Source organism: Amycolatopsis sp. lyj-90, assembly GCF_046549035.1.
Taxonomy (GTDB): Bacteria; Actinomycetota; Actinomycetes; order Mycobacteriales; family Pseudonocardiaceae; genus Amycolatopsis.
This window is the reverse complement of record NZ_JAJPWP010000004.1, coordinates 663919-689377: the sequence shown is the minus strand read 5'-3', so window position 1 is coordinate 689377 and position 25459 is coordinate 663919. Positions and strand designations below refer to the sequence as shown.

The following is a 25459-nucleotide window of genomic DNA, read 5'->3' as shown; positions in this document are numbered from 1 at the left end:
TGAGGTGGGGGGCTCCCGGCGGGCCCAAGGTGACGATGCCGTGGCGAGCGGCTCCGCGGGCGGCATTGACCAGCCCTTTGACTTTGATCATCGCCGCGGTGACCGCCTTACTGGCCTGTTTCCTCGGTACCGCCGCCGTCCTGCAGGCTTCCGCCGCGGGCGGTGCGGCGGTCGCGTACCAGTCCGGCATCGCCTGCCCGGATTACTACGGACCGGTCTTCAGCAAGGACAACGTCCCTGCCGCGGCTGCTCCGCAGATCATCGACTCGGTCCGGAGTAAGGCTCCGGCGCACGGTTTCGCCGCGCCGGTCACCTCCCGCTACACGACCGTTCTCGTCGGCACCGAGTTCAACGGGGATTCCAACTACAAGGTCACCCTCGCCCACCGGGACCAGGCGGTCCCGGGTCACCTCGACGTGACGAACGGGTCTGCGGGCGCCGGGCTCCTGCTCGGGACCGTCGTGGCCAAGGCGGAAGGGATCAAAGCCGGGACCACGCCGAGCTTCCGGGGTGCCCAGCTCCCTCCGGTCACCGGGCTGTACCGCGACCTCGCCGACCCGGCGCCGCGCTGGTGGTGCTCGCAGCAACGGAACGCGGTGGTCAGCAGGCTCGCCAACGACCCGCTCGACTCGGTCATGTTCGCCACCGACGGGAAGACGTTCGACGACGCCGTCCGCACGCTGGGCCTTCCGGAGATCAAGGCGCTGCACCTGTCGTTCTACGAGGCTCCGCCCAAGACCGTGAGCGAGGCAGAGGACCTGCTGGAACGCTCGAAGGCGCTCATCGCCGACGTCAAGGCGGATCTGGGTGCCCGCGGCCTCGGTGACGCGATCACCGGTTCGGTGCCGTTCGAGCGCTCCGTGGAGATCAGCAACCAGGCCGAATCGAATGTCCTGGTCTCGATCCTGCCGCTCGCGGCCATCAGCATCCTGGTCGGCTGCGCCGGTATCGGCACCGTCGCGTTGCAGTGGCACCAGCGCCGTCACCCGCAGCTGCGGCTGCTGGCCGCCCGCGGCAGCGCGCCGGGAGCACTGGGGATGCTCGCGGTCGCCGAACTCGGACTGCCCATCGTGGCCGGCGGTGTGGCCGGCGGGGTGCTCGCCCGGCTGTTGCTCGGGGTTTACGGTCCGCCAGGGGAAATCGGCGAAGGGGCGCTGCTGAGAGGGTCGCTCGTCGCGGCCGTGATCCTCCTCGTTTCGCTCGCGCTGCTGGCCGGGGTGATCGCCTTCCGCACGCATCGGGAGTTCGAACTCGGCCGGGTCAAGTCCGGACGCCGTAAGGGCATGAAGCTGCTGGCGGTCTTCCCGTGGGAACTGCTCACCGCCGGCGTCGCCCTGCTCGGCTGGACCCGGCTCGTCGACTACAGCAAGGGATCCCGGATCGGGAACCCGCTCCCCCAGGTCGACCCGCTCGCGCTCACCTATCCGGTGTTCGTCGTGCTCACCGTCGGCCTCCTGGCCGCGCGACTGGCCTGGCTCGCGCTGCTCGCGTCGCACCGCGCGCGGCTGTGGTCCCGGCCCGCGCTGCAACTGGCGATCCGGCGGCTCGCCAGCGCTCGCGCGCCGGTCACCGGCGTCCTCGTGATCGGCACGCTGGCCATCGGCACCCTCGCGACCGGGATCGGGATCGCGCGCGGGCAGGAAGAGGCGCTGCACACCAAGTCGGCGATCTTCGTCGGCGCCGAGACCCGGGTGGACACCGAAAGCGTCATCGGCACCGGCCAGATCCCGCTGCCCGCCGAGATCAACGGCAGCACCACGATCGTCGGCGAGCTCACCGGCACGGGCAACGTCGTGCTGGTCGTGGATCCGCAGACCTTCCGGCGCGCCGCCACCCTCGGCCCGCTCGACGGTGCCGAGGTGGACCGGTTGCTCGGCGGCCTGTCGGGTGGTCCCGGCAACGGTGTCCCGGCGATCCGGGTCGGGAACGACGCGGCCCAGAAACCCCGGCTGGGAGCCGGTCTCCCGGACGCCAGGACGATCGGCGAGCTGTCGATGTTCCCGATCATCGGCACCAAGGCCGGGTACGTGATCTCCCGGGAATCGCTCAGCGCCGCCCAACTGCGCGCCGTGCCAAAGTGGAGCCTGCTGTCCGGCTCGTCGATGACGCAGGTGACCGAAGCGCTGGTCTCCGTGGGAGTGGCCACGGCGGTCAACCGCGTCACCCGTGACTCCGCCCTCGACGCGCTTCCGTTCTACGTCGTGTCCTGGACGTTCTCGTTCATGGCCCTGCTCGGCGCCGTGCTCGGGGTGGTGGCGGTGCTGTCGCTGCTGGTCGCGGTCGAAGTCCGCCGACGCCAGAACGCGCTGGCCGGGGCGCTGGTCCTGCGGATGGGCATGCGACCGCGCGCCCTGCTGGCGAGTCACCTGATGGAACTGGGCGCGCTCAGCGGGCTCGCGGTGGTCATCGGCGTCGCCTGCGGGATTTCCGTCGCGGGACTTTCGGTGCCGCGCTTCGACCCGGCGACCTTCCTCGCCCCGCGTTCGGCCCTGCCCAACCCGACCCCGATGGCCCTGACCGTGCTGGCCGTCGGCGTGCTCGTCGTGGCGCTGGCAGGCTGGATCGCGATGCGCTCGGTGCGCACCGCCCGGACCGCGGAGCTGATTCGTGCCTGAGAAACCGATCTTCCGGCTTCGCGGGATCGGCGTCGACTACCAGACGCCCGCGGGCACCGTCACCGGTGTCGACGACGTCACCATCGACATCCCCGCACGCGGGATCACCGTGCTGGCCGGGCCGTCCGGTTCCGGAAAATCCACCCTGCTGCGGACGCTCGGCCTGTTCGAGCAACCCGTTCGGGGCACGATCTCCTTCCAGGGCACCGAAACCGCCACGCTGCGGCATCGCGAGCGGCGGGCGCTGCGGCGCAACCACCTCGGGCTGGTGTTCCAGAACCCGACCGACAACCTGCTCGCGTATTTGAGCGTCGCCGACAATCTCCGCGCGGCGGCAGAATCGGCCGGAACGGAATGCCTGCCCGACGACATCCTCGAACAGTTGGGGCTCGGCGGCACCGGCGCCTGGCAGATCTCCGCGCTGTCCGGCGGGCAGCAGCAGCGCCTCGCGTTCGGCTGCACCCTGGCGCGCCGCTCGACCGTCGTCCTCGCCGACGAGCCGACGTCCCAGCTGGACGAAGGGTCGGCCGACCTGGTACTCGACACGCTGAAGTACCTGGCGGACCAGGATTTCGCCGTGATCGTCGCTTCGCACGACGACCGGCTCATCGAACTCGGCAGCCGCGTCGCGCGGATGCACAAAGGCAGCCTCGAAGCTGTCGAAGAACGGGAGGTCGTGCCGTGATGGCGGAACCCGCCCTCGAGGCCGTCGGGTTGCGCCGCCGGTTCCCCCATCCCAGCGGGGACGTCGAAGTCCTGCGCGGGCTCGAACTGCGGGTGGCCCCGGGAGAACTGGTCACCGTTTCCGGCAGATCCGGCTCCGGCAAGAGCGCGCTGCTGGCTCTGCTGTGCGGCTTCGACTCGCCGGATTCCGGCAGTGTCCTGCTGGACGGCGTCCCGATAGCGGGCGCGCCGCCGTGGCACACCTGCGCCGTCCTGCCCCAGGCGCTCGGTCTCGCGAACGAACTGACGATCGCGGAGAACGTGGCGTTGCCGTTGCGGCTCCGGTCCGACATCCCCAAGCCCAGCGCGAAGGACATCCACACGCGGGTTTCGGAACTGCTGGAGGAACTCGGGATCGGTGACCTCGGCGACCGCTATCCCCTCGAGGTCTCCTTCGGGCAGCAGCAGCGGGTGGCGCTCGCCAGGGCCGTCAGCGGGCGTCCACGGGTCCTGCTCACCGACGAACCGACCGCGCACCTGGACGCCGGGAGCACCCCGCGAGTGCTGAGACTGCTGCGACGCTGCGCGGAAGAGGGCGCCGCGGTCATCGTGGCGACGCACGACGACGACGTGCACCGGATCGCCGACCGGCGGGTACGGCTGCTGGACGGCGTTCTTTCGTAAGCGGCTCAGAAGTGCAATGAAGGGGACTTTCATTGCAAATTTTGCGATGAAAGTCCCCTTCATTGCACTGGCGACCGAGACGGAGACGTGGAGGTGTGTGGAAATAGGGACGTTCAACGTCCCTATTTCCACACACCTCTACCGCAGGTAGCACCTCACGCTTACCAGCCACGTCCCAGTAGCTGGTACGGGGCGAAGGGGCCCTTCGCCACAACCGGAGACGCGAATGGCGAGTCGCGCGGTCTCAGCATCGATTGTTCCCAATGTCGCATTCGAGACGCTCAGCGACTCGAATGCGACATTGGGAACAGCGAACACCCCTGACGCGCGTCAGGGAGCTACCGGGCCCGCCTTCCCGTACAGATCGTTCCCGGCCCAGTTCACGATGTCCTGCGAAGGTCGCGACGGCGGGACCGGCACGAAGTTCGCGGCGTCGTCGACGCTTCCGGTGCCGTCGTACTTGGCCTGCAGCGGGTACGGGAACACCGGCCGGGTGCGGAAGACCTTGCCGGTGGCGTCGCGGCCGGTGGCGATCGTCCGGTCCGGCGCGGTGCCGCGTTCGACCCAGGAGACCAGTTCCTTCAGCGGGTCGTACTCGGTCAGCTTGTCGCCGGTCGCGCAGTGGTACAGGCCGGGGACCATGAACAGCCGGGCCCAGTCCCGCGTCGCGGCGGGGCCGCCGTTGGCTCGGGTGAGCCGCTGGTAGTAGTCGATGGTGCCCGCCGGGGGGATCGCCTGGTCCGCCCAGCCGTGCCAGATCACGAGTTTGCCGCCGGAGCGCCGGAACTCACGCAGGTCCGTCGACATCGCGTTGGAGCGGATGCCTTCCGGGGTCAGCTTGTCGAATTCACGCGAGGTGAAGGCGAACTTGTCGACCGACGAATGCGGTGTCCCGATCGGGTAGGCCATGTACTTCAGGTAGTTGTCAGCGAGTCCGTACGCGGCGGGGACGCCGCCGAATTCCGGCGCCGGGATGATCCAGCCGTACCAGGACAGTTCGGAGCCGACGGTCTGGCCGCCCGGGTACAGCTTGCGGCCGCGTTCGTCGGTGGGCGGCGCGTAGATCTTCTTGGTGGCCTCGACCTGGGCCGGGGTGAGGCAGCCGGCGTTGTCGGTGCCGGTCGGGCAGGCGATCGTCGCCGGGTCGAAGCGGCAGGTGCGCGGGTCGTCGATGGCGCCGTCACCGAGTCCGTCGGCGTTGTCGCAAGAGGACAGCGCGGCGGCGTGCAGTGCCGGGAGCTTTTCCGCGGTCAAGATCGGCTTGCCGTCGGCGCCGGTGTTCACCTTGGCGAGCCAGGTCTGGTAGGCGCCGATGAGCGGACCCCAGTAGCCGGCCGGTGCGCCGGCGATGATGCCGTCGAAGTCGTGCGGGTAGCGCTGCGCGAGCAGGAGCGCTTCGCGGCCGCCGTCGGAACAACCGCTGAAGTAGGACTTCTTCGGCGGAGCGCCGTAGAACGCCGAAATGAGGCGCTTGGACGCCTTCGACACCACGTGCGGGGCCCGGAAGGCGAAGTCGTCGCGCGCGGCCTGGTTGTTCTCGGCCCATTTGCCGTCGTCGAAGATCAGCTCGCTCTTGCCGACGTGACCGTCGTCGGTGGCCGCGACCGCGACGTCGCCGCCGTGCGGCAGTCCGCAGTCGGCGAACGGCGGGGTGCTGACGACGCCGCAGAAACCGCCGCAGCCGAACTGCAGATACCGGCCCGCGTAGGTCTTGGTCGGCAGCCGGAGCTGGAACTGCACCGCCGGTTCGACGTAGCCGCGGACGTCGCAGTTCTCCGGTTCGGTCGCCGTCGCCGGCACCACGGTCGCGGTCTTGACGTGCGTGACCGCCCCGGGAACGTCGTAGGTCCGCACCAGGTCGGCGCAGGTGCGCACCGGGCGGAAGGTCGTTTCGCCGGCGGTGGCCGCCGGTGCCGTGAGTATCGAGCCTGCCGTGATGAGCGCTGCCACGCCGAGCATGGACAACCGCCGCATTTCCCCACCCCAGTTTCCCGGATCGGCTTTCAGTCGGATTCGTTCACCCTGGCCCGGCCCCCGGAGGTTGTCCACCGGGTTTCGGAAGCGCTCGCGAGGGCATCCGGGTTGTCCAGTTCGGGCCAGGTTTGTCCGAGTGTCTTGACATCGATGTCACAACCGAGTTTTTCTCTCTTGGCGTCCCCGGTCCCCCGCCTGTGCGGCGCCCAGCATGCCCCCGCGAGAAAGCATTGGTGCAACGATGCCCCGAAGCGTCAGACCTTGGGTCTGCAGCCTCTTGAGTGCCACGGTCGTGGCGTCTGGGCTGGTAGCCCTCCCGGCCACCGCCGCGGCCGAAGAAGCTCCGCCGGACTTCTACTCCTCTTTCGAACAGGGTGAACCGCAGCCGACGTGGAGCGACACCGTCGACGTCGACCCGTCCGGCAAGCCGAAGGCGTTCGGCGTCGACGGCGCGAACGCCACCACCATCCCCGGTGACATCCGCGGCAAGGTCACCGAGACGTCCGCCAACAGCGAGAACACCCCGAACGAGGGGGTGTCTAACCTGGTCGACGGCTCGACCGACACCAAGTGGCTCGCCTGGACGCCGACCGGCTTCGCGCAGGTCGTGCTGTCCGAGCCGACGTCGATCACGCGGTACGCGCTGTCCTCGGCGAACGACTTCGACAACCGCGACCCGCAGGACTGGACGCTGCAGGGCTCCGCCGACGGCCAGGCTTGGACGGATCTGGACAAGCAGACCGGCCAGAAGTTCTCGGGGCGGTTCCAGGCCAAGGAGTACCGCCTGCCCGCGGCGAGTGCCGCGTACAAGTTCTTCCGGCTGAACATCACGAAGAACAACGGCGGCGACATCATGCAGCTCTCGGAGCTGCTGCTGGCCAACGAGGACCCGGCGCCGCCTGCCCTGCCGAACATGCGCAGCTTCGCCGACAGCGGCCCGACTGGCGGCTACACGAACAAGAACCGCGTCGGCTTCACCGGCACGCGGGCGTTCCGCTACTCCGGCAGCCACAAGGCGCAGGGGCACGGCTGGTCGTACAACAAGATCTTCGACGTCGACATCCCGGTGGCGGCGACCTCGGAGCTGTCGTACAAGGTGCAGCCGGAGTTCATCCGAGGCGACCTGAAGTACCCGAGCACGAACGTCGCGGTGGACCTGGCGTTCACCGACGGCACGTACCTGAGCCAGCTCGGCGCGGTCGACCAGTACGGTTTCGGGCTTTCGCCGCAAGGCCAGGGCGCGAGCAAGGTGCTCTACACCAACCAGTGGAACCTGGTGCGCTCGCAGATCGGCGTGGTCGCGAAGGGCAAGACGGTCGACCGGATCCTGGTCGGCTACGACAACGCGAGCGGCCCGGGTTCGCTGCAGGGCTGGCTGGACGACATCAAGGTGTCGGCCACGCCGACGCCGCCGGCGAGCCTTCGCCCGAGCGACAACGTGCTGACCACGCGCGGTTCGTTGTCGAACGGGTCGTTCTCGCGCGGCAACAACATGCCCGCGACAGCGGTGCCGCACGGGTTCAACTTCTGGATCCCGACGACCGACGCGGGCACGTTGAGCTGGATGTACTCCTACCACTCGCGCAACAACGAGCAGAACCTCCCGGCGCTGCAGGCGTTCTCCGCGAGCCACGCGCCGAGTCCGTGGATGGCCGACCGGCAGACCTTCCAGTTCCTGCCCTCGACCGCCACCGGCGTGCCCAACCCGGATCGTGAAGCACGGAAGCTGCCGTTCAAGCACTCCAACGAGACGGCGCGGGCGCACTACTACGGCGTCGATTTCGAGAACGGGATCAAGACCGAGGTCGCGCCGACCGATCACGCGGCGCTGTACCGGTTCAAGTTCCCCGGTGCGGACTCGAACCTGATCTTCGACAACGTCAACAACAACGGCGGGCTGACCCTCGACCCCGCGGGCCGGGCCATCACCGGCTACAGCGACGTGAAGAGCGGGCTGTCCGCGGGTGCGTCGCGGATGTTCGTCTACGCCACCTTCGACAAGCCGGTGACCGCCGGTTCGAAGCTGTCGACCGGTTCCGGCGACCAGAAGCGGGACAACGTCCTCGGTTACCTCAAGTTCGACGCGGGCGCCGACAAGACGGTGAACATGCGGATCGCGACCTCGCTGATCAGCGTCGAGCAGGCGAAGAAGAACCTGGCGCAGGAACTCGCCCCGAACGCGACGGTCGAGTCGGTCGGTGAGACGGCGGCGAAGGCCTGGGACGAGAAGCTCAAGGTCATCGAGGTCGAGGGCGCGTCCAAAGACCAGCTGATCACGCTGTACTCGAACCTGTACCGGCTCTTCCTGTACCCGAACTCGGGCTTCGAGAACGTCGGCACCGTCGAGAAGCCGGTGAAGAAGTACGCGAGCCCGGTGTCGCCGAAGACCGGACAGGACACCCCGACACAGACCGGGGCGAAACTGGTCGACGGCGAGTTCTACGTCAACAACGGCTTCTGGGACACCTATCGCACGGTGTGGTCGGCGTATTCGCTGCTCAGTCCGGACACGACCGGGAAGCTGGTCGACGGTTTCGTGCAGCAGTACCGTGACGGCGGCTGGATCTCGCGCTGGTCCTCCCCCGGCTACGCGGATCTGATGACCGGGACCAGTTCGGACGCCGCTTTCGCGGACGCGTATCTCAAGGGAGTCAAGGGTTTCGACGTCCAGTCGGCCTACGACTCCGCGATCAAGAACGCCACCGTGACGCCGCCGAACGGGGCGGTCGGCCGGAAGGGCATCGACGAGGGCACGTTCCTCGGGTACGCGCCGAACACCGCCGACCACGGGTTCTCGTGGGCGATCGAGGGCTACGTCAACGACAACGCCATCGCGAACATGTCGAAGAAGCTCTACGACGAGGCTCCGGCGACAGACCCGCGCAAGCAGGAGTACCTGGACAACTACGGGTACTTCACCGAGCGGGCCACGCAGTACGTGAACGTGTTCGACCCGAGTGTCGGCTTCTTCCAGGGCCGTGACGCGGCGGGCAAGTTCACCCGGGCGAAGGACCAGTTCGACCCGGAGGTCTGGGGTATCGACTACACCGAGACCAACGCGTACGGCATGCGGTTCTCCGTTCCGCAGGACGGCCAGGGCCTGGCGAACCTCTTCGGCGGCAAGGCGGGGCTGGCGTCCAAATTGGACGAATTCTTCGCCACCCCGGAGACCGGCCTGAAGTACGGCAGCTACGGCGGGATCATCCACGAAATGACCGAGGCGCGGGACGTCCGGATGGGCATGTACGCCCATTCCAACCAGGCCGCGCATCACACGCTCTACATGTACGACTACGCGGGTCAGCCGTCGAAGACGCAGGCGAAGGTCCGCGAGGCGCTGGCGAGGTTGTACGTCGGCAGTGAGCTGGGTCAGGGCTACGGCGGTGACGAGGACAACGGTGAGCAGTCCGCCTGGTGGCTGTTCGGCATGCTGGGCTTCTACCCGTTGCAGGTCGGCAGCTCGGACTACGCGATCGGGTCGCCGCTGTTCACCAAGGCGACCGTGAACCTGCCCGGCGGCAAGAAGATCGTGGTCAACGCGCCGAAGAACAGCGCGAAGAACGTCTACGTGCAGGGCCTCAAGGTGAACGGCAAGGCCCAGTCCTCGACGTCGCTGGCGCATTCCGCGATCGCGAACGGTGGGACGCTCGACTTCGACATGGGCCCGAACCCGTCGTCGTGGGGCACCGGCCCCGACGACGCGCCGAAGTCGATCACCAAGGGCGACGCGGTGCCGACGCCGGTGCACGACCTGACCAAGCCGGTCTCCGGCGGGGACGCCGCGTTCTTCGACAACACGTCGCGGACCGAGGCGAAGGTCAAGGCGCCGATCCAGTACCAGGTGCCTTCGACGAAGGAGGCGGGTTCGTTCTACACGCTGACTTCCGGCAAGGGCGCGGGCGACGCGAAGAGCTGGGTGCTGAAGGGTTCCTACGACGGGAAGACATGGGCGGTCGCGGATGCGCGGACCGACCAGAAGTTCCCGTGGCGTCAGCAGACCAGGGCGTTCAAGATCGCGAACCCGGCGCACTACGCGTACTACCGGCTCGAGGTCACCGCGACCACGGGCGGGGAGGCGTCGCTGTCGGAATTCGAGGTGCTCGGCAAGCCCGACGCGGCGTGCACCCAAACGATCACGGCCGCGCACAAGGGCCCGCTGACCGTGCGCAACGGGGTGACCTGTGTGGACGGTGCGACGGTGTCCGGCCCGGTTTCGGTAGCGCAGGGTGCGAGCCTGATCGTCCGCGGCGGGTCGATCTCCGGGCCGCTGACGGCGACGGGTGCGGCGCAGATCGTGCTGGACCGGACGAAGGTGAACGGCCCGGTGGCGATCACCGGGTCGACCGGGCCGGTGTCGATCGAACTGACCGAGATCGGCGGTCCGGTGGCGTTGACGGGCAACAAGGGGCCGGTGCTGACCGCCAGCACGATCGGCGGACCTCTGGCGTGCGCGGCCAACTCCCCCGCTCCGACGGACTACGACCTGCAGAACACCGTCCGCGGTCCGTCCGCCGGGCAGTGCGCGAAGCTGTAGTCCTCCGGTAAGTACGTGAAGGCCCCCTTCATTGCGCCTAGCGCTGTGAAGGGGCCTTCACGTCTATTCGGGACGACGTCCGCGCAGGATGCCGAAACCGACGAGGGCGCCGGACAGCAGGGTGAGGGCGAGTCCGGCGTAGGTGGTCGCCGTCTGGAAGCCTGCCGTGTGCAGGGCCGTCGTCAGCGCGCCGGGGAAGACCAGCGCCAGGATGGTGCCGCCCAGCGCAATGCCGATCCCGGTGGTGACTTCGCTGGCGGTGTCGACGAGCGCGGCCCCGATGGTGGTCCGGTTCGGCGGCAGGCCGCGCATCACGTTGGTTCCCGCGACGACCCCGACCACGCGCATCCCCGCCGCGACGAGGGCGAGCGCGAGGGCGATCCAGACGTAGCCGAAGCCACCGAACGCGGTGTAGACGGCGAGACCGCACACGACCGCGCCTGCGCTGAGCCAGGCGGCTTTGGTGAGGCCGACGCGGGTGACCAGGGGGCCGACGAGAGCGCCGCCGGCGATCAGGACGACGACCTGGGGCAGCATCCCGATCGCCGCCTGGGCGGGTGCCCAGCCCAGGCCGAACTGCAGGTGCAGGGTCACGAGGTAGCTCAGCCCGGCGGTCGCCAGGCCGGCCGCGGCCTTGAGCGCCAGTCCGCTGGACACCAGGGGCCGGGCGACGAGCTTCAGGTCCAGCAAGGGATAGCGGGCCGTCTTCTCACGGAGGACGAAGCAGGTTCCGGCGACGAGCGCGGCCGCGGCGGTGCCCCAGGGCAGAGCCGAGGCGGTGCCTGCTTCGACGAAGAGCGTGGGCGTGAGAAGCGTGAGGACGATCGTGGCGGTCCCCAGCACGGCGCCCGCGACGTCGATCGGATCGCGGTGCAGTTCGGCGGGATCGTCGGCGGGGATGCCGGTCCGGACGCCGATGAACGCGAGCGCGGCGACCGGCACGTTCACCACCAGCAGGGCTTGCCACGGCGCGACGGCGAGCGCGAGCCCGCCGACGGTGGGGCCGACGGCGAGACCGACCAGGCCCACCGTCGAGATCAGGGTGGTCGCGCGGACGCGCAGCACGTCTTCGTCGAACAGGCGGAACGCGAGAGCGAGCGACCCCGGTGTCGTCATCGCCGCCGCGATACCCATGACGGCCCGGACCGCGATGAGCTGCCACGCGACGGTGACGAACATCGTGGCCAGGCTCGCCACTGCCAGCAGAACGAGCCCGGCCAGCATGATCTTGCGCCTGCCGACCCGGTCGGCCAGCGCGCCGAACGCCAGCATCAGCCCGCCGAACACGACGGAATACACCCCGGTCACCCATTGCAGGGTGGTCGCCGAGGCGGAGAGCTCGCGGCCGATGGTCGGCAACGCGACGTTGAGGATCGAGTTGTCGAGCATCTCGAACAGGAACACGGCCGAGAGCCCGGCCAGCGCGGGCCATACTTCGATCAGGGACCGGGGTGCGCGGGAAGTGGGGGAACGCAACATGAACACTCCTTCGAGGTGAAGGAGTGACGGTTCATTCGAACCCGTGTATGCGCGTGCTCAGAACGGAGAGCACGTTTCTACCCCGATGCCATGTTCATACAACACTCGTAAGTGGTAGTGACAGCTATTGAGAGGTAGGTCAAATGTGGGGTGACCGAGCCTCTGTGTTGAAGGCTCCCTTCGCTGGCTTCAAGGCTGAGAGGTGGCCTTCGCGGCGTGGTTCTGGACCGGCCGGCGGGCGCCAGTCGTTTCCCGAGCGTCCACGGAGGCACGCCCAGGCGACTGAATGTCCGTTTGATTGCTAGATGCGTGGTTTTTGACGGGTCGTGAGTGATAAAGAGGGTTAGAACCCGCTTTACCACTCACGACCCCCCTTGCAAAGCGTGCACATGGGCATCAATCGGACATTTGCTCGCCCGAACTCATCCTTTGTGGACAGTCAGGATGTGGCCGGCTCTCGTCGGCCGGTCAGATCCGCGACGCTGAAGGCTCGGCGCACCCCGCCCGTGAACACGACACGTTTGCCCTTCTCCTCAAAGAGAACCGTCACTACCACGCACAGCGGGTCAGGCAGGAGCGCCCCGCACCGCGAGTTTCTGCACGTCCATGTACAGGCACCCGGCCGTGGACGGCTGCGGCGAGCAGACGTTGCCCGGGTAGAACGACAGCTGGTTGGACGAAACGGTGAGCCGCACGAACAGCACCCCGGTCCCGCTGCCCGGCGCGAGCTGGAGCGCGCTGAGCTTGTTCAGGTCGGCGGGCTTGAAGTCGCCGGTGCCCGCCTTCACCCAGGTCGTGCCGTCCACCGAGGTCTCGACCGTGACGTCCTTGGCCGCGGCGGGCGGATCATCACCGCAGTGGTTGGCCGGGTCGATCTCGATGGCGCTGACGTTGACCGGTTTGCCCAGCTTGATCGTGATGAACCTGCTCTCGATCGTGCCGTCGGGGCGGACCACCTTGTCGGTCGACCAGCCACCGCCGCCGAGCACCGAAGACGCCAGCAGATCGCCGGGACCGCAGCCGTACTGGCTGAAGTCGACGCCGTTGAATCCGGCGACCGTGGCCCCCGCGGTGCCGGAGGCCCAGTTGAGCCGGAGCGACCAGTCGACCTTGGTGGTACCCGAGCGCACCGACACCGCGCGGGTCTCACTGTCCGCGCCGCCACCGGCGGCGTAGACCTTCGGATAGGTGCCCGGCAGCACACCGGGGATCGTGTAGGTGCCGCCGGCGTCGGTGACCGCGGACAGCGAGCCGCCGAAACCGGAGTCGTGGCCGCTGAACCGGACCGCGACGCCCGCGATCGGGGCGCCGCCTTCACGGTTGGTGACCTTGCCGGTCACCGTCCCGGTCGGGGTGCCCGCGGGAGGCGGCGTGGAGAAGTCCTCGGCCGGTTCGGTGTCGGCGCCGGTGATCGACGCGGCGAAGTAGCCCATGCCGCGGGCTGCGAAGGCCTTCCACAGCTTGGCGTGCGCGCGGCCGCCGTTGATCACCGTGTCGGCCTGCAGGATCGCGTTCCGCATGTCCAGGAAGGACGGTGACGCGGGCGAAAGCTCCATCGCGCGGGTGACCAGCGCCCGCGCGAGCTGGACGCCGAGTGCCGAGCGGACGTCCCACAGCGTGCTCGCCCAGATCTCGCCGTCGGCGTGCACCTCCGGGAAACCGAGGATCCGGCCGAGGTCGCCGTAGGTGTAGCCACCGGGGCCAGCTCCGGGCGTTCCGGGACACTGCGGCGCGCCCGCGCCGACCGGGCAGTCCAGCGGCTGGGTGCGGGCGAGGGGTTTCCCGTCGCTGACGTAGTCGCCGCCGAGGAGCTCACCGGGAGCCGGGGTGTCCTTGATCGCGTTGCGGCCGACGAGGTAGTCGAAGGCGTACCAGTCGCTCCACGCCTCCCCCATCGCGCCGGACTGCAGGGAGTTCAGAGTGGAGTTTCCCTGCGCGTCGACGACGAGCCGGTTCGACAGCCCGTGGGTGTACTCGTGGTGGATGATCGTGGCGTCGTCCGCGGAGTTCGCCGCGAGGAACGGGTCGGTGGGGTCCCTGGGGTCGTGGAACAGGAACATCCCCATGGTCGGTGCCTGGCCGTCGGGCGGGGTGCCCATGAACGCGTTGTCGTAGTAGCCCGGTTCCTGGGCGCCGAGCAGGGTGTGGACCTGGACAGCGTCGCCGTCGACCTTCTCGAAGTTGCCCGCCTGGCGGGTGAAACCGATCGGGAAGGAGGCGAGGTGGTCGTGGAAGCTGCCGACGTAGGCCAGTGCCTGCACGGCGTTCTGTTCGCGGTTCTTCGCCCACGAGCCCGGCGTCTTCGGGTCCCAGGAGCACGGCCTGGCGGCCGAGCAGGGCGGTCCGACGGCGGCGTTGAAGTCGGTGAACTTGTACCGGTAGGTGCCGTCGGTGTTCGGCCCGACCTCTTCCTGGGGCTGGAACTTCAGGTCGCCGTTGATGTCGGCGGCGACGTGCGCGACGTTGCCGTCCAAGGTCTTCGCGTCGGCGGGCAGCCAGCCCTTCTGGGTCAGGTTGACCTGTTTCTGCGGGCCCGGCTGGGCTTCCCAGGCGAGTCCCTTGGCACCGTCGGCGTCGTTGGCGTGGTTCACCAGGTTCTTGCGGTAGAGCAGCTTCCCGGTCGCGGCGTCGGTCACCTCCTGGAACATCTTGTCCACGGCGGGTTTGGCCAGCGTGTACCAGGCGAGCCGGATCCCGTCGGCGGTGAGGAACGCGACCTGCTTCGAGTCCGGGCCGGGAGCCGCGAGCGCGGCCGTGCCCAGCGAGGCGGGAAGGTCGCGCACGGGCGAGCCGTCCAGCTGGATCAGCCTGCCGTCCTTGGTGACGTGTGCCTTCAAACCGTTGCCGAACAACGGAATCCCGCCGACGGCCTGGGTGAAGGACAGGTGATGCGTGCCTTCGACGTCGACGTAATCCTTGCGCAGGCCGAGTTTCGCGGTGTCGCCGGCGCTGAGGCCGACGAGTCCTTCCTGCGCGCGCAGATAGTCGAGCACGATGTCGCGGGGCGCTTTGCCGCTCGGGCCGGTGAGGAAGCCGTCGGTGCGGGCGAGGATGCGGGGGGTGCCGGTGAGTTCGTCGAAGTCGAGCACGGCCTGGTTGCCCAGTTCCGCGCGCGCCTTCGCGACGGAGTTCGCCCGGGACGCCGCGAGCCGGTCCTGCGCGCCAAGGACGCGCGGGCTGGTTCTCGCCGTGTCTCTGACGTCGATGTCCTTTCCGGATCTGTCCGGTGTGGTGTGCACGGCGCCCGGTGCCGGTGCCGCGCCGGCTTGGGGCGCTGTGATCAGCGCTAACACTGTCATTGCGGTCGCAGCGCACAACGAGGCACGCGAACGTGACGAACGTGACGTCACTCCAGACCCCTCTCTCGGTGGTGACGCAGACGTTCCCTTCGTACCGATACAGTCACAGTGGACGTCAGCGCCGATCAGGTACGGCCATCCCGGTGAGCGGTACCCCCGGCTCCGGACCGTCCACAGTGGAAAAAGCGGGATTCGTAGGAGACAATGGACGGCGCGACGGAATTCGAGGAACTGCGTCCCGTCATGTTCGGGCTCGCGTACCGCCTCCTCGGTTCGGCCGCGGAGGCGGAAGACGCTGTCCAGGACGCCTACCTGAAGTGGGCGGGCGCCGAACGCGGGTCGATCGAGTCGCCGCGGGCGTGGCTGGCGAAGGTGGTCACCAATCTCTGCCTGAACCGGCTGACCTCGGCCAGGGTCCAGCGCGAGCGATATGTCGGGCCGTGGCTGCCCGAACCGGTCCTGACCTCGGACGACACGCTCGGTCCGCTGGAGACGGCGGAACAGCGGGATTCGGTGTCGCTGGCGATGCTGGTGCTGCTGGAACAGCTCGGCCCGGTCGAGCGGGCGGTGTTCGTGTTGAAGGAGGCATTCGCCTACAGCCATCGCGAGATCGCCGCGATCCTCGACGTCTCCGAGGTCAACTCGCGCCAGTTGCACAGCCGGGCGCGACGGGCGCTGGACCGATCGGACGAGCGACGGGTTTCGAACCCGTCGCAGCTGGAGAAGCTCGTCGAGAGCTTCCTGTCGGCGGCACGGGACGGTGACCTGCCTGCCCTGGAGAGCCTGTTCACCGCCGAGGTCACGGCTTGGTCGGACGGTGGCGGCAAGGCCTCCGCGGGTCGGCGCCCGGTGCACGGCGCCGCGAAGGTCGCGCGTCTGTACGCCGGGATGTTCGCGAGAGACACGCAGGTGTCGATCGAGATCGGCGAGGTCAACGGCGGGCCGGCGGTCATCGCGACGGTCGGCGATGCGCTGTACGGCATCCTCGGGTTCGAGGTCGTGGACGGCCGGATCTCCGGGCTCCGCGCGGTCGCGAATCCGGACAAACTCGCGTTCGCCTCGCGGCAGCTGTCACGTTCCGGGTGGCCCGCCGGTTCTTGAGGGTGGAAGCTCTCGTGAACGGAGGACCTTGGTGACGAAACCGATCCTGGTGACCGGCGGTACCGGCGATCTCGGCCGTGAGGTGGTGTGGCGGCTGTCCGCCGAGGGACTGCCGGTCCGGGTGATGAGCCGCCGGCCGCGCCCTTCCGGCGAGTCCCACGAGTGGGCGCGGTGTGATCTGCGGACCGGTGACGGTCTCGCCGAGGCCGTCACCGGTGTGTCGGTGATCATCCATTGCGCCTCGACCCTGGGCCGCGGGGACGAGGAGGGGACGCGGAACCTGACCGAGGCCGCGCGGCGGGCGGGCGGCCCGCATCTGGTGTACATCTCGATCGTCGGCATCGACGTGATCCGGTTCTTCTACTACGACGAGAAGCTGGCCTCGGAGAAGGTGATCGAGGGGTCCGGTCTGCCGTGGACGGTGCTGCGCGCGACCCAGTTCCACGACCTCGTCGCGCGGGCGTCGGCGGTGCAGCGGCGGCTGCCGGTGACGTTCATGCCCTCCGGCTTCCGGTTCCAGCCGGTCAGCACCGGTGACGTCGCGGACCGGCTGGTCGCGTTGGCCTCCGGCGAGCCCGCCGGGCGGGTACCGGATCTGGGTGGCCCCGAGGTGCGGACCGCCCGTGACCTGGCGGAGGCCTACCAGCGGTCGGTGGGGCGCCGGAAACCGATCGTGCCGCTGTGGCTGCCCGGCAAGGCGTTCCGGGCGTTTCGGGCGGGTGGGAACCTGACGCCGGAGAACGCGACCGGAGCGGGCACCTTCGAGGAGTTCCTCTCTTCCCGCGTTTAGTCCTCTACTTGCGACGGGACGATCACACCGAGCCGTGCTCGCGGGGGCGAGTTACGGTGGCCTGGTGACGATCACCGGGTTCTTCTCCTCCTTCGAAACGGGTGATCCGCAGCCGGTGGATCCGGCCTTGCGCGTCGGCACCGGGCCGCGGTCGTCGCCGACGGCGAAGCCGGGCGTCGGGTTCACCGGCGAGCGCGCCCTCCGCTACGAGAACTCCCAACGCGCGACGGTGTTCGAAGTGGACGTCGAGGTCACCGGGCACACCGAACTGTCCTATGTGGTCTTCCCCGAGGCCGAGACCGACGCGGTCCCCAGCTATCGCAGCACGTTCGTGGCGCTGGACGTCGAGTTCGCCGACGGGACGCGCGCCGGGTTCAGCGCCGAGAAGCAGGGCCAGGACAAGACGCTGTACGTCGATCAGTGGAACCTGGTGCGGCGCGGGCTGGGCGAGTTCGCCGGACGGCGGATCGCCCGGATCGTCCTGGTCAGCGAACCACCGGACGGCGAAAGCGCGGGCTGGCTGGACGACGTCCGGGTCACCGAGCACGTCGCCGAGATCCGCGACCCGGTCGACCACGTCCGCACCACCCGTGGCACGCATTCCAGTGACAAGTTCTCGCGGGGCAACAACTTCCCCGCGACGGCCGTCCCGCACGGCTTCAACTTCTGGACCCCGGTCACCGACGCGGGCGTCACCAACTGGCTCTACAGCTACCACCGGCACAACGACGCCGCCAACCGTCCGGCGCTGCAGGCGTTCGCGCTGTCGCATCAGCCGAGCCCGTGGATGGGCGACCGGCACACCTTCCACGTGATGCCGGGAATCGGCCCGGTCGAGCCGGACCGGTCCCGCCGCGCGCTCGCGTTCTCCCACGACGACGAGATCGACCGGCCGCATCACTACGGTGTCCGGTTCACCAACGACGTCACCACCGACATCGCCCCGGCGGATCACGCGGCCCTGTTCCGGTTCACCTTCCCGGGCGACCGCGGCTGGCTGCTGTTCGACAACGCCCGCAACCGGGGCGGGTTGCGGCTGGACGCGGCGAACGGCGTGGTCACCGGCCACACCTGGGTCCGCAGCAGGCTGTCGGCCGGGGCGAAGCGGATGTTCGTGCACGCCGAGTTCGACGTCCCGGCCGAACGCGGCGGGAAGATCCGGCGCCCGGCCTGGCGCACGGTGACCGGGTTCCTGGAGTTCGCGGCGGGTGAGGTGACGATGCGGATCGCGACGTCGCTGATCAGCCTCGCGCAGGCGAAGCGGAACCTCGAACTCGAGATCCCCGCCGGAACGAGCTTCGAGCAGGTCCGCGATCAGGCCCGCGCGCGGTGGGCCGAGGTGCTGGACCGCGTCGAGATCGAGGGCGCCACCGAGGACCAGCGCGACACGTTCTACTCCAACCTCTATCGCCTGTTCCTGTATCCGAACTCCGCGCACGAGGACACCCCGGACGGTGTCCGCCACGCGAGCCCGGTCATCCGGCGTCTCCGGCCCAGCACCCGCACCAGGACCGGCGCGAAGGTCGTGGACGGCGAGATGTACGTCAACAACGGCTTTTGGGACACCTATCGCACCACGTGGCCCGCGTACGCCCTGCTCACCCCCGGCCGGTGCGGGCGGATGATCGACGGCTTCGTTAAGCAGTACCGCGAAGGCGGCTGGATCTCGCGCTGGTCCTCCCCCGGGTACGCCAACCTGATGACCGGGACCAGTTCCGACGTCGCGTTCGCCGACGCCTACCTCAAGGGTGTGCGCGGGTTCGACGTCGAGGCCGCCTACGAAGCGGCGTTGAAGAACGCGACGGTGACACCGCGCGGGCAGAGCGTCGGCCGGAAGGGCCTGCACGAGTCGATCTTCCTCGGGTTCACGCCGACATCGGTCCACGAAGGCCTGTCGTGGGCGCTGGAAGGGTGCATCAACGACTTCGGCCTGGCCAATCTCGCCGAGGAACTCGGCCGCCTGGACGACGCCGCGTACTTCCGGCAGCGCTCACAGCAGTACGCGAACCACTTCGATCACCTGATCGGGTTCTTCCAGGGCCGCAACCGCGACGGCAGCCGTCACTTCGCCGCCGAGGGCTACGACCCGGAGGCGTGGGGCGGCGACTTCACCGAGACGAACTCCTGGAACACCGCCTTCTCCGTCCCCCACGACGGTGCCGGGCTCGCCGCGCTGCACGGCGGCACCGAAGCGCTGGAGTCCAAACTGGACACGTTCTTCGCGACCCCGGAGACCGGCCGGAAACCGGGGTCCTACGGCGGGCTGATCCACGAGATGACCGAGGCCCGCGACGTCCGGATGGGACAGTACGGGCATTCCAACCAGCCGTCGCACCACATCCCCTTCATCTACAACTACGCCGGAGCGCCGTCGAAGACACAGCGGATCGTGCGGGAGGTCCTGCGGCGGCTCTACGTCGGCGGTGACCTCGGCCAGGGTTATCCGGGCGACGAGGACAACGGCGAGATGTCCGCCTGGTACATCTTCGGCGCGCTCGGGTTCTACCCGCTGGCGATGGGCAGCCCCGAGTACGCGATCGGGTCGCCGCTGTTCACGAAGGCGACCGTCCACCTGGAGAACGGGAAGGACCTGGTCGTTGAGGCGCCCGGCAACACCGCGGACACCGTCTACGTCCACGGGCTGACGATCGACGGACGTCCGCACGAGAGCAGCACGCTCCCGCATTCGGCACTGGCCGACGGCGCGGTGCTGGAATTCACCATGGGCGAACGGCCGTCGGACTGGGGCCGGTCCCCCGCCGAACCGGCCGACCCGCGCCCGCTCGCGGACATCACGGTGGGCCCGGGCGCCCTGTTCGACGACACCACCAGGACCGAGATCACCTTCCCCTCCCGCGAACCGGTCATCGACTTCCCCACGGACGGCTCCGCGCGCGAGGTCGTGATGTACACGCTGACCTCGGGAAGCCGCCGGGGTGATCCGCGCTCGTGGGTGCTGGAGGGGTCCGACGACGGCGAGCGCTGGGCGCTGCTGGACCAGCGTGAGGGCGAGGTGTTCCGATGGCGCCGCCAGACGCGGCCCTTCGCCCTCGCCGAGCCGGCGAAGTACGCCCGTTACCGTCTCCGTGTCACCTCGTCCACCGCCAGGCGGGTCACCCTCGCCCAAGGAGAGCTGCTCGCCCGATGATCGCCCGCATCACCCAGGCCACGACCGACCGTCTGGTCGCCTCCGATCCCGGCCTGGTCCGGCTCCGGCTCCGGCTCGGCTTCTCGGCGGTCCTCAGCATCATCGTCGCGGTGCTGGCCATCCTGCCGTTCCATCAGCCGCTCACGGTCACACTCGTCGCCGCGATCGCCGCGATGACGTCCGCCTTCACCGTCAACGACACGACCCCGGGACAGCAGGCGGTGACGCTGGTGCTGGGGCTGCTGCTCGGCGCGGCGTCGCTCACCGCGGCCAGTGTCGGTTCGGCGGTGCCGCCACTGGACAGCATCGTGTTCGTACTGCTGATCTTCGTCGCGGTCTACGCGCAGCGGTTCGGTTCGCGCGGGATCGCGCTGGGATCGCTGTCGTTCTTCCTGTTCTTCTTCGCGATGTTCCTGCAGACCCACCTGAAGCAGGTGCCGGTCCTGCTGCTCGCGCTGACCATCGGGATCGCCGCCAACGCGGTGGTCCGGTTCCTCCTGCTGCGCCGGCGCACCGACGCGGAGTTCCTCCGGATCCGGCGGGCGTTCCGGGCGAGGCTCGCCGCGGTGGTGCGGGCCGCCGAAGACCATCTCGCGGTCGGCGGCAGCGAGCGCACCCGCAAGCGGCTCCGCACGACGAACTCCCGCATGCACGAGTCCGTACTGCTCATCGAGGACACCGCGCCCGAGGTCACCGGCGCGGACTCGGCCAACCGGCTCCGGCGCCGCGCGATCGAGGTCGAGCTGGCGGTGCAATGGCTGACGATCACCGTGCAACGCACCTGCGCCGAGGATCTCGACGACGACGTCCGGGACGACCTGATCGCGCGGATGCGGCGGTTCCGGTCGCTGATCGAACGTGATCCACGGGAACTGCCGCTGATCAGCGAAACCGAAGAGTTCAGCAAGATGCTGGTGGAAGGCAGCCGTATCGACGAGCACGCCGCGCCCGGCGACGGGGTCCGCCGGGCCATCGCCGAACTCGCGCTGGCCGACGTGCGGGCGCAGCGGGTCGCCGAGCACGACGTCTCCGACGCCGGGGGTGATCCCGAAGACCCCGACGAGGAGAAGTCTGCGGCGTTCGCCTACGACAACCAGACCCGCAGCGCGATCCAGGCCGTGGTGGGCGGCGGGCTCGCCGTCCTCGGCGGGGAGCTGGTGTCGAGTCAGCGGTGGTACTGGGCGGTGCTGACGGTGTTCGTGGTGTTCATCGGCTCGTCGACCGCGGGCGCGACGTTCGTGAAGGGCGTCCGGCGGCTCGGCGGGACGCTGATCGGCATCGTGGGCGGGCTGGTGCTGACGCTGCTGGTGTCGGGCAGTGTGCCCGCGACGCTGGCGCTGATCCTGGTGTGCGTGTTCGGCATGGTCTACATGGCGCGGGTGTCGCAGGTGATCATGGCGTTCTTCATCACCAGCATGCTCGGGCTGCTCTACAGCCTGCTGGGGACGTTCAGCCTCGAGGTGCTGTGGATCCGGGTCGCGGAGACCGCGGTCGGTGCGGCGGCGGGCGTGCTCGCGGCGGTGGTGATCGTGCCGGTGCGCACCCGTGCGGTGATGCTGGACGACGTCTCGGCGTTGCTGGACGAACTGGACGAGTTCGTCCAGAAGGCCGCGGGCCTGTTGTCCGGCGCGGAGAACGTCAGTGTCATCGAGAAGTCGCGTGATCTGGACCGGGCGGTGGACAAGGTCCGCACGACGATCGAGCCGCTCACCCATCCGGTGAACCTGAGCAGCCGTCGTGACTACGGCTGGCACGTGCTCACGACGGTGGAGACGATCGCGTTCCGCGCCCGGCACGTCGCGGCGCGGTCGCAGGCCGGGCTGCTGGTGAACGAGGCGGATCGGCTGATGCTGTACACCGGGCGGATCCGGGCGAACATCGCGGTGCTGGGGAAGGCGATCGGCGCACCCGGCGGTTCCGGGCACGGAACGCTGGTCCGGGACGACGGCACACCGGTGGCGGACCGGATCGACGATCCGCAGGCGCGTTCGGTCCTCACCAGTCTCGGGCATCTCGACGAGACGGTGATCGCGCTGGGCCGCGTATTCGGGGTCGAAGCCACCGATCCGGCGCCGTCCGGGAAAGGGTGACGGCCTCCTTCGCCGAAGTTCGAAGAAGGCCGCCACCTCAGGGATCAGTTCTTGGGTTTGGGACAGGGTTTCCAGGAGAAGTGGTACGTGGTCTTGATGGCACCGTCGGTCGAGTCCATGGTGACGAAGCTGGTGGTCTTCTTCGGATCGGAAGTGCCGACCGCGGCCCGCAATTCCGTGTTGATGTTGAAGTTCCGGTCCTCACCGCAGGGCTTGTAGACGATGGCACCGACTTCGATGTCGTCGGTGAACTGCCAGTTGTCTTCGAACGGGCCTTTCAGGTTGTGGTTGACGTAGGAGGTCGGGGAATTGCCCTGGAAGTAATAGTTTGCTCGTTCGATTCCGGTGGCACCCGCGGCCAGCGAGGCGAAACCGCGGTAGTCCGCGCTCGCGATACCGTAGGTGAATCCCTGCGGTACGTGAACGTAGAGGTTGAGCTGACAGTTCTTGCGCAGATCGGTCGGTTTGGCGCCGACGCCGACCTGGGCGGTGTATTCGCTGTAGGTCACCGTGAATGCGGTGTTGTCCGGTGACACGGAAACAGCCGAGGTACCCGGTCTGCATCCGGTTCCGTTGACCGTCACGACGTCGATGACTATCTTGTCGGACGGCAGCAGGGGCGGCACCCAGCCATTCGGTGTGACAACCGAGGAGAAAAGCGTTACGGCAGCAACCAGCGCATTGAGCATGGGATCCTTCCCAAAACTTCCACACGGCGGGGAACTGGGGGGATTCGATGTTAGCGGAGACGATCGTTTCCGGGCCGCCCGCCGATCGGACGAAAACGGTTCCGGCCACCCGGATATCGCGGTGACCGCGGAAAAGGGGTCGTCGAGAAGACCCGTCGCCGCCAGGTGGGGCGACGACGAGCCGCGAAGTCCTCGTCAGGACGGCCAAGGCCCTGACCAGGCATGGGTGGGACGGCCTTCTTCCGGGCGGGGAAGCAGGCCGTCACCCTGGAGACGATGTCAGGCTGTCGGGCAGGTCTTCCACGAGAAGTGATAGGTGGTCCTGAACCCGCCGTCGGTCGAGTCCATCGTGATGAAACTGGTGGTCTTCTTCGGATCCGAAGTTCCGGCCCCGACCCGCAGTTCCGTGTTCACGTTGAGATTGCGGTCCTCGCCGCACGGCTTGTAGATGATGACGCCGCCCTCGGCCTCGTCGCGGAACTGCCAGTTGTCCGACAGTGGCCCGTTGACGGGGTGACTCACCTGCGCTGTCGGCGAATTTCCCTGGAAGTAGTAATTCGCCCGCTGCAGCGCCTTGGAGCCCGATTCGAGCGAGGCGAAACCGCGGTAGTCGGCGCTGGCGATACCGTAGGTGAATCCCTGCGGCACGTGGATGTTGAGGTTGAGCTGGCAGTTCTTCCGGAAGTCGGTGGGCTTCGCGCCGACGCCGACCTGGGCGGTGTATTCACTGTAGGTCACCGTGAAAGCGCTGTTGTCCTTGGCGACGGCGACCGCGGACGAACCGGGCGGGCAGCCGGAACCATTGACGGTGATCACGTCGATGGTGACGCGGTCCGGCGGCGGTCCCGGGGGCGGCGCCAAGCTATTCGGTGTTATTATCGATGAGAAAAGCGATACGGCGGCAACCACTGCGGTGAGCATGGGGTCCTTCCCAAAACTTCCACACGGGGGGCGGGGAACTGGGCGGACTCATGTTAGCGAAACGATCATCATGGTGCCGTCCGCCGATCGGACGCAACCGTACTGGCAATCGGTTCATGAAATTGTCTTATGGGCCTGTAACCGTTTTCCGAGGTCGATGAAAACACCATCGTCCCGGAAAACACCATTCGGTTCGCACGATATGGAAATGTGTTCCCCGGAGTCGGTGTTGACGATTCCGAAGAGACAAACCGCGATCGGCTCTCGGCGAGGCTCGCGACCCCAGCCGCGAGCTCCCGGCCGCCACGTCCGACACGGTTCCGGTGCATGGCCTGTGTCACGCCTCACCGCGAACTCGACCGGTAGCGGCATCGATCAAGACAAAGGTGACTGGACGCACCCGAACGGCGACTCGGGACAGGACTAGCATCGCGGTACAAGTCGATGTCGCCTCAAGCTGGAGAACCGCAATGACCCAAGCCCCTGTCAACGTCACCGTCACCGGTGCGGCCGGCCAGATCGGCTACGCGCTGCTCTTCCGCATCGCGTCCGGTCAGCTGCTCGGCCCGGACACCCCGGTGAAGCTGCGGCTCCTGGAGATCCCGCAGGCGGTCAAGGCGGCTGAGGGCACCGCGATGGAGCTCGAAGACGGCGCGTTCTCGCTGCTGGCGGGCATCGACATCTTCGACGACCCGAAGCAGGCCTTCGAGGGCACGAACGTCGCCCTGCTGGTCGGCGCCCGTCCCCGCGCCAAGGGCATGGAGCGCGGCGACCTGCTCGAGGCCAACGGTGGCATCTTCAAGCCGCAGGGTGAGGCCATCAACGCCGGCGCGGCGAGCGACATCAAGGTCCTCGTGGTCGGCAACCCCGCCAACACCAACGCCCTCATCGCGCAGGCGCACGCGCCCGACGTCCCGGCCGACCGCTTCACCGCGATGACCCGCCTCGACCACAACCGCGCCCTCGCGCAGCTGTCGAAGAAGCTGGGCGTACCGGTGACCGAGCTGAAGAAGGTCGCGATCTGGGGCAACCACTCCGCGACCCAGTACCCGTCGATCGCGCACGCCGAGGTGTCCGGCAAGGCCGCGACCGAGGTCATCACCGACCAGGAGTGGCTGACCGAGAACTTCATCCCGACCGTCGCCAAGCGCGGCGCGGCGATCATCGAGGCCCGTGGCCTGTCCTCTGCGGCATCGGCCGCCTCCGCGGCGATCGACCACGTCCACACCTGGGTCAACGGCACCCCCGAGGGTGACTGGACCTCGGCGGCGGTCGTGTCCGACGGCTCCTACGGTGTCCCGGAGGGCCTGATCTCCTCGTTCCCGGTCACCGCCGCGAACGGCGAGTACAAGATCGTCCAGGGCCTGGAGATCGACGACTTCTCGCGCGCCCGCATCGACGCTTCGGTCAACGAGCTGGCCGAAGAGCGCGACGCGGTGAAGAAGCTCGGCCTCATCTGAGCCTGAACAACC

14 protein-coding genes are annotated in these 25459 nt (G+C 68.4%); 9 read left to right on the top strand and 5 right to left on the bottom strand.

The genetic code is table 11. The features are described from left to right. Window positions 1-35 precede the first annotated feature (35 nt). The 3 genes from ACLJPX_RS18610 to ACLJPX_RS18600 are packed head-to-tail and all read left to right on the top strand — an operon-like array spanning window position 36 to window position 3962. Entirely contained in the window at window positions 36-2615 is a 2580-nt protein-coding gene (locus tag ACLJPX_RS18610) for an ABC transporter permease (RefSeq protein WP_410601334.1), read from the top strand. Then, on the top strand, window positions 2608-3300 hold the full coding sequence (locus ACLJPX_RS18605; protein ID WP_410601201.1) for an ABC transporter ATP-binding protein: 693 nt from the start codon (window positions 2608-2610) through the stop codon (window positions 3298-3300). Before ACLJPX_RS18610 ends, ACLJPX_RS18605 begins: the two co-directional genes overlap by 8 nt. Next, window positions 3300-3962 carry an ABC transporter ATP-binding protein gene (locus tag ACLJPX_RS18600; protein WP_410601200.1) on the top strand — a complete coding sequence of 221 codons (663 nt, stop codon included), beginning with the start codon at window positions 3300-3302 and terminating at the stop codon, window positions 3960-3962. The genes ACLJPX_RS18605 and ACLJPX_RS18600 overlap by 1 nt, the downstream gene beginning before the upstream one ends. 330 nt (window positions 3963-4292) lie before the next feature. On the opposite strand, the gene ACLJPX_RS18595 is transcribed toward ACLJPX_RS18600, so the two are convergent. Beyond that, a complete protein-coding gene (locus ACLJPX_RS18595; RefSeq protein WP_410601199.1) occupies window positions 4293-5936 on the bottom strand; it encodes a tannase/feruloyl esterase family alpha/beta hydrolase in 1644 nt (547 codons plus the stop codon). Between the two features lie 241 nt (window positions 5937-6177). Here ACLJPX_RS18595 and ACLJPX_RS18590 point away from each other — a divergent pair, with 241 nt between their 5' ends. Beyond that, the gene (locus ACLJPX_RS18590; protein WP_410601198.1) at window positions 6178-10470 is read left to right on the top strand and encodes a GH92 family glycosyl hydrolase; all 4293 of its coding nucleotides are present in this window, start codon (window positions 6178-6180) and stop codon (window positions 10468-10470) included. A gap of 63 nt (window positions 10471-10533) precedes the next feature. Here the strand turns inward: ACLJPX_RS18590 and ACLJPX_RS18585 are convergent, their stop codons facing one another. Both ACLJPX_RS18585 and ACLJPX_RS18580 read right to left on the bottom strand, forming a co-directional pair. Next, window positions 10534-11949 carry an MFS transporter gene (locus ACLJPX_RS18585; protein WP_410601197.1) on the bottom strand — a complete coding sequence of 472 codons (1416 nt, stop codon included), beginning with the start codon at window positions 11947-11949 and terminating at the stop codon, window positions 10534-10536. A 566-nt stretch (window positions 11950-12515) separates the two neighbouring features. Further along, entirely contained in the window at window positions 12516-15248 is a 2733-nt protein-coding gene (locus ACLJPX_RS18580; protein WP_410601196.1) for a M36 family metallopeptidase, read from the bottom strand. A 204-nt stretch (window positions 15249-15452) separates the two neighbouring features. Here ACLJPX_RS18580 and ACLJPX_RS18575 point away from each other — a divergent pair, with 204 nt between their 5' ends. The 4 genes from ACLJPX_RS18575 to ACLJPX_RS18560 all read left to right on the top strand — a co-directional run bounded on the left by ACLJPX_RS18575 (window position 15453) and on the right by ACLJPX_RS18560 (window position 22377). Then, window positions 15453-16349, top strand: a complete 897-nt coding sequence (locus ACLJPX_RS18575; protein WP_410601195.1) for an RNA polymerase sigma-70 factor — start codon at window positions 15453-15455, stop codon at window positions 16347-16349. 31 nt (window positions 16350-16380) lie between these two features. Then, complete coding sequence (locus ACLJPX_RS18570; RefSeq protein ID WP_410601194.1) at window positions 16381-17139, top strand: SDR family oxidoreductase; 759 nt, start codon at window positions 16381-16383, stop codon at window positions 17137-17139. A gap of 64 nt (window positions 17140-17203) precedes the next feature. Further along, window positions 17204-20287, top strand: coding sequence for a GH92 family glycosyl hydrolase (locus tag ACLJPX_RS18565; protein ID WP_410601193.1), 3084 nt, complete (start codon window positions 17204-17206; stop codon window positions 20285-20287). Further along, window positions 20284-22377, top strand: a complete 2094-nt coding sequence (locus ACLJPX_RS18560) for an FUSC family protein (protein ID WP_410601192.1) — start codon at window positions 20284-20286, stop codon at window positions 22375-22377. Before ACLJPX_RS18565 ends, ACLJPX_RS18560 begins: the two co-directional genes overlap by 4 nt. Before the next feature lie 44 nt (window positions 22378-22421). Here ACLJPX_RS18560 and ACLJPX_RS18555 read toward each other — a convergent pair whose 3' ends face one another. Both ACLJPX_RS18555 and ACLJPX_RS18550 read right to left on the bottom strand, forming a co-directional pair. Continuing rightward, window positions 22422-23066, bottom strand: coding sequence for a DUF4360 domain-containing protein (locus ACLJPX_RS18555; protein WP_101607992.1), 645 nt, complete (start codon window positions 23064-23066; stop codon window positions 22422-22424). Window positions 23067-23345: 279 nt separating this feature from the next. Continuing rightward, complete coding sequence (locus tag ACLJPX_RS18550; protein WP_168214328.1) at window positions 23346-23987, bottom strand: DUF4360 domain-containing protein; 642 nt, start codon at window positions 23985-23987, stop codon at window positions 23346-23348. A gap of 470 nt (window positions 23988-24457) precedes the next feature. Between ACLJPX_RS18550 and ACLJPX_RS18545 the strand changes: the two genes are divergently transcribed. Next, on the top strand, window positions 24458-25447 hold the full coding sequence (locus tag ACLJPX_RS18545; protein ID WP_410601191.1) for a malate dehydrogenase: 990 nt from the start codon (window positions 24458-24460) through the stop codon (window positions 25445-25447). Window positions 25448-25459 lie beyond the last annotated feature (12 nt).

Bases quoted from the DNA above. Each gene is read 5' to 3' on its own strand.
- ACLJPX_RS18610 (WP_410601334.1), top strand. From the start codon at position 36: ATGCCGTGGCGAGCGGCTCCGCGGGCGGCATTGACCAGCCCTTTGACT.
- ACLJPX_RS18600 (WP_410601200.1), top strand. From the start codon at position 3,300: ATGGCGGAACCCGCCCTCGAGGCCGTCGGGTTGCGCCGCCGGTTCCCC.
- ACLJPX_RS18595 (WP_410601199.1), bottom strand. From the start codon at position 5,936: ATGCGGCGGTTGTCCATGCTCGGCGTGGCAGCGCTCATCACGGCAGGC.
- ACLJPX_RS18590 (WP_410601198.1), top strand. From the start codon at position 6,178: ATGCCCCGAAGCGTCAGACCTTGGGTCTGCAGCCTCTTGAGTGCCACG.
- ACLJPX_RS18585 (WP_410601197.1), bottom strand. From the start codon at position 11,949: ATGTTGCGTTCCCCCACTTCCCGCGCACCCCGGTCCCTGATCGAAGTA.
- ACLJPX_RS18580 (WP_410601196.1), bottom strand. From the start codon at position 15,248: ATGACAGTGTTAGCGCTGATCACAGCGCCCCAAGCCGGCGCGGCACCG.
- ACLJPX_RS18575 (WP_410601195.1), top strand. From the start codon at position 15,453: ATGGACGGCGCGACGGAATTCGAGGAACTGCGTCCCGTCATGTTCGGG.
- ACLJPX_RS18560 (WP_410601192.1), top strand. From the start codon at position 20,284: ATGATCGCCCGCATCACCCAGGCCACGACCGACCGTCTGGTCGCCTCC.
- ACLJPX_RS18555 (WP_101607992.1), bottom strand. From the start codon at position 23,066: ATGCTCAATGCGCTGGTTGCTGCCGTAACGCTTTTCTCCTCGGTTGTC.
- ACLJPX_RS18550 (WP_168214328.1), bottom strand. From the start codon at position 23,987: ATGCTCACCGCAGTGGTTGCCGCCGTATCGCTTTTCTCATCGATAATA.
- ACLJPX_RS18545 (WP_410601191.1), top strand. From the start codon at position 24,458: ATGACCCAAGCCCCTGTCAACGTCACCGTCACCGGTGCGGCCGGCCAG.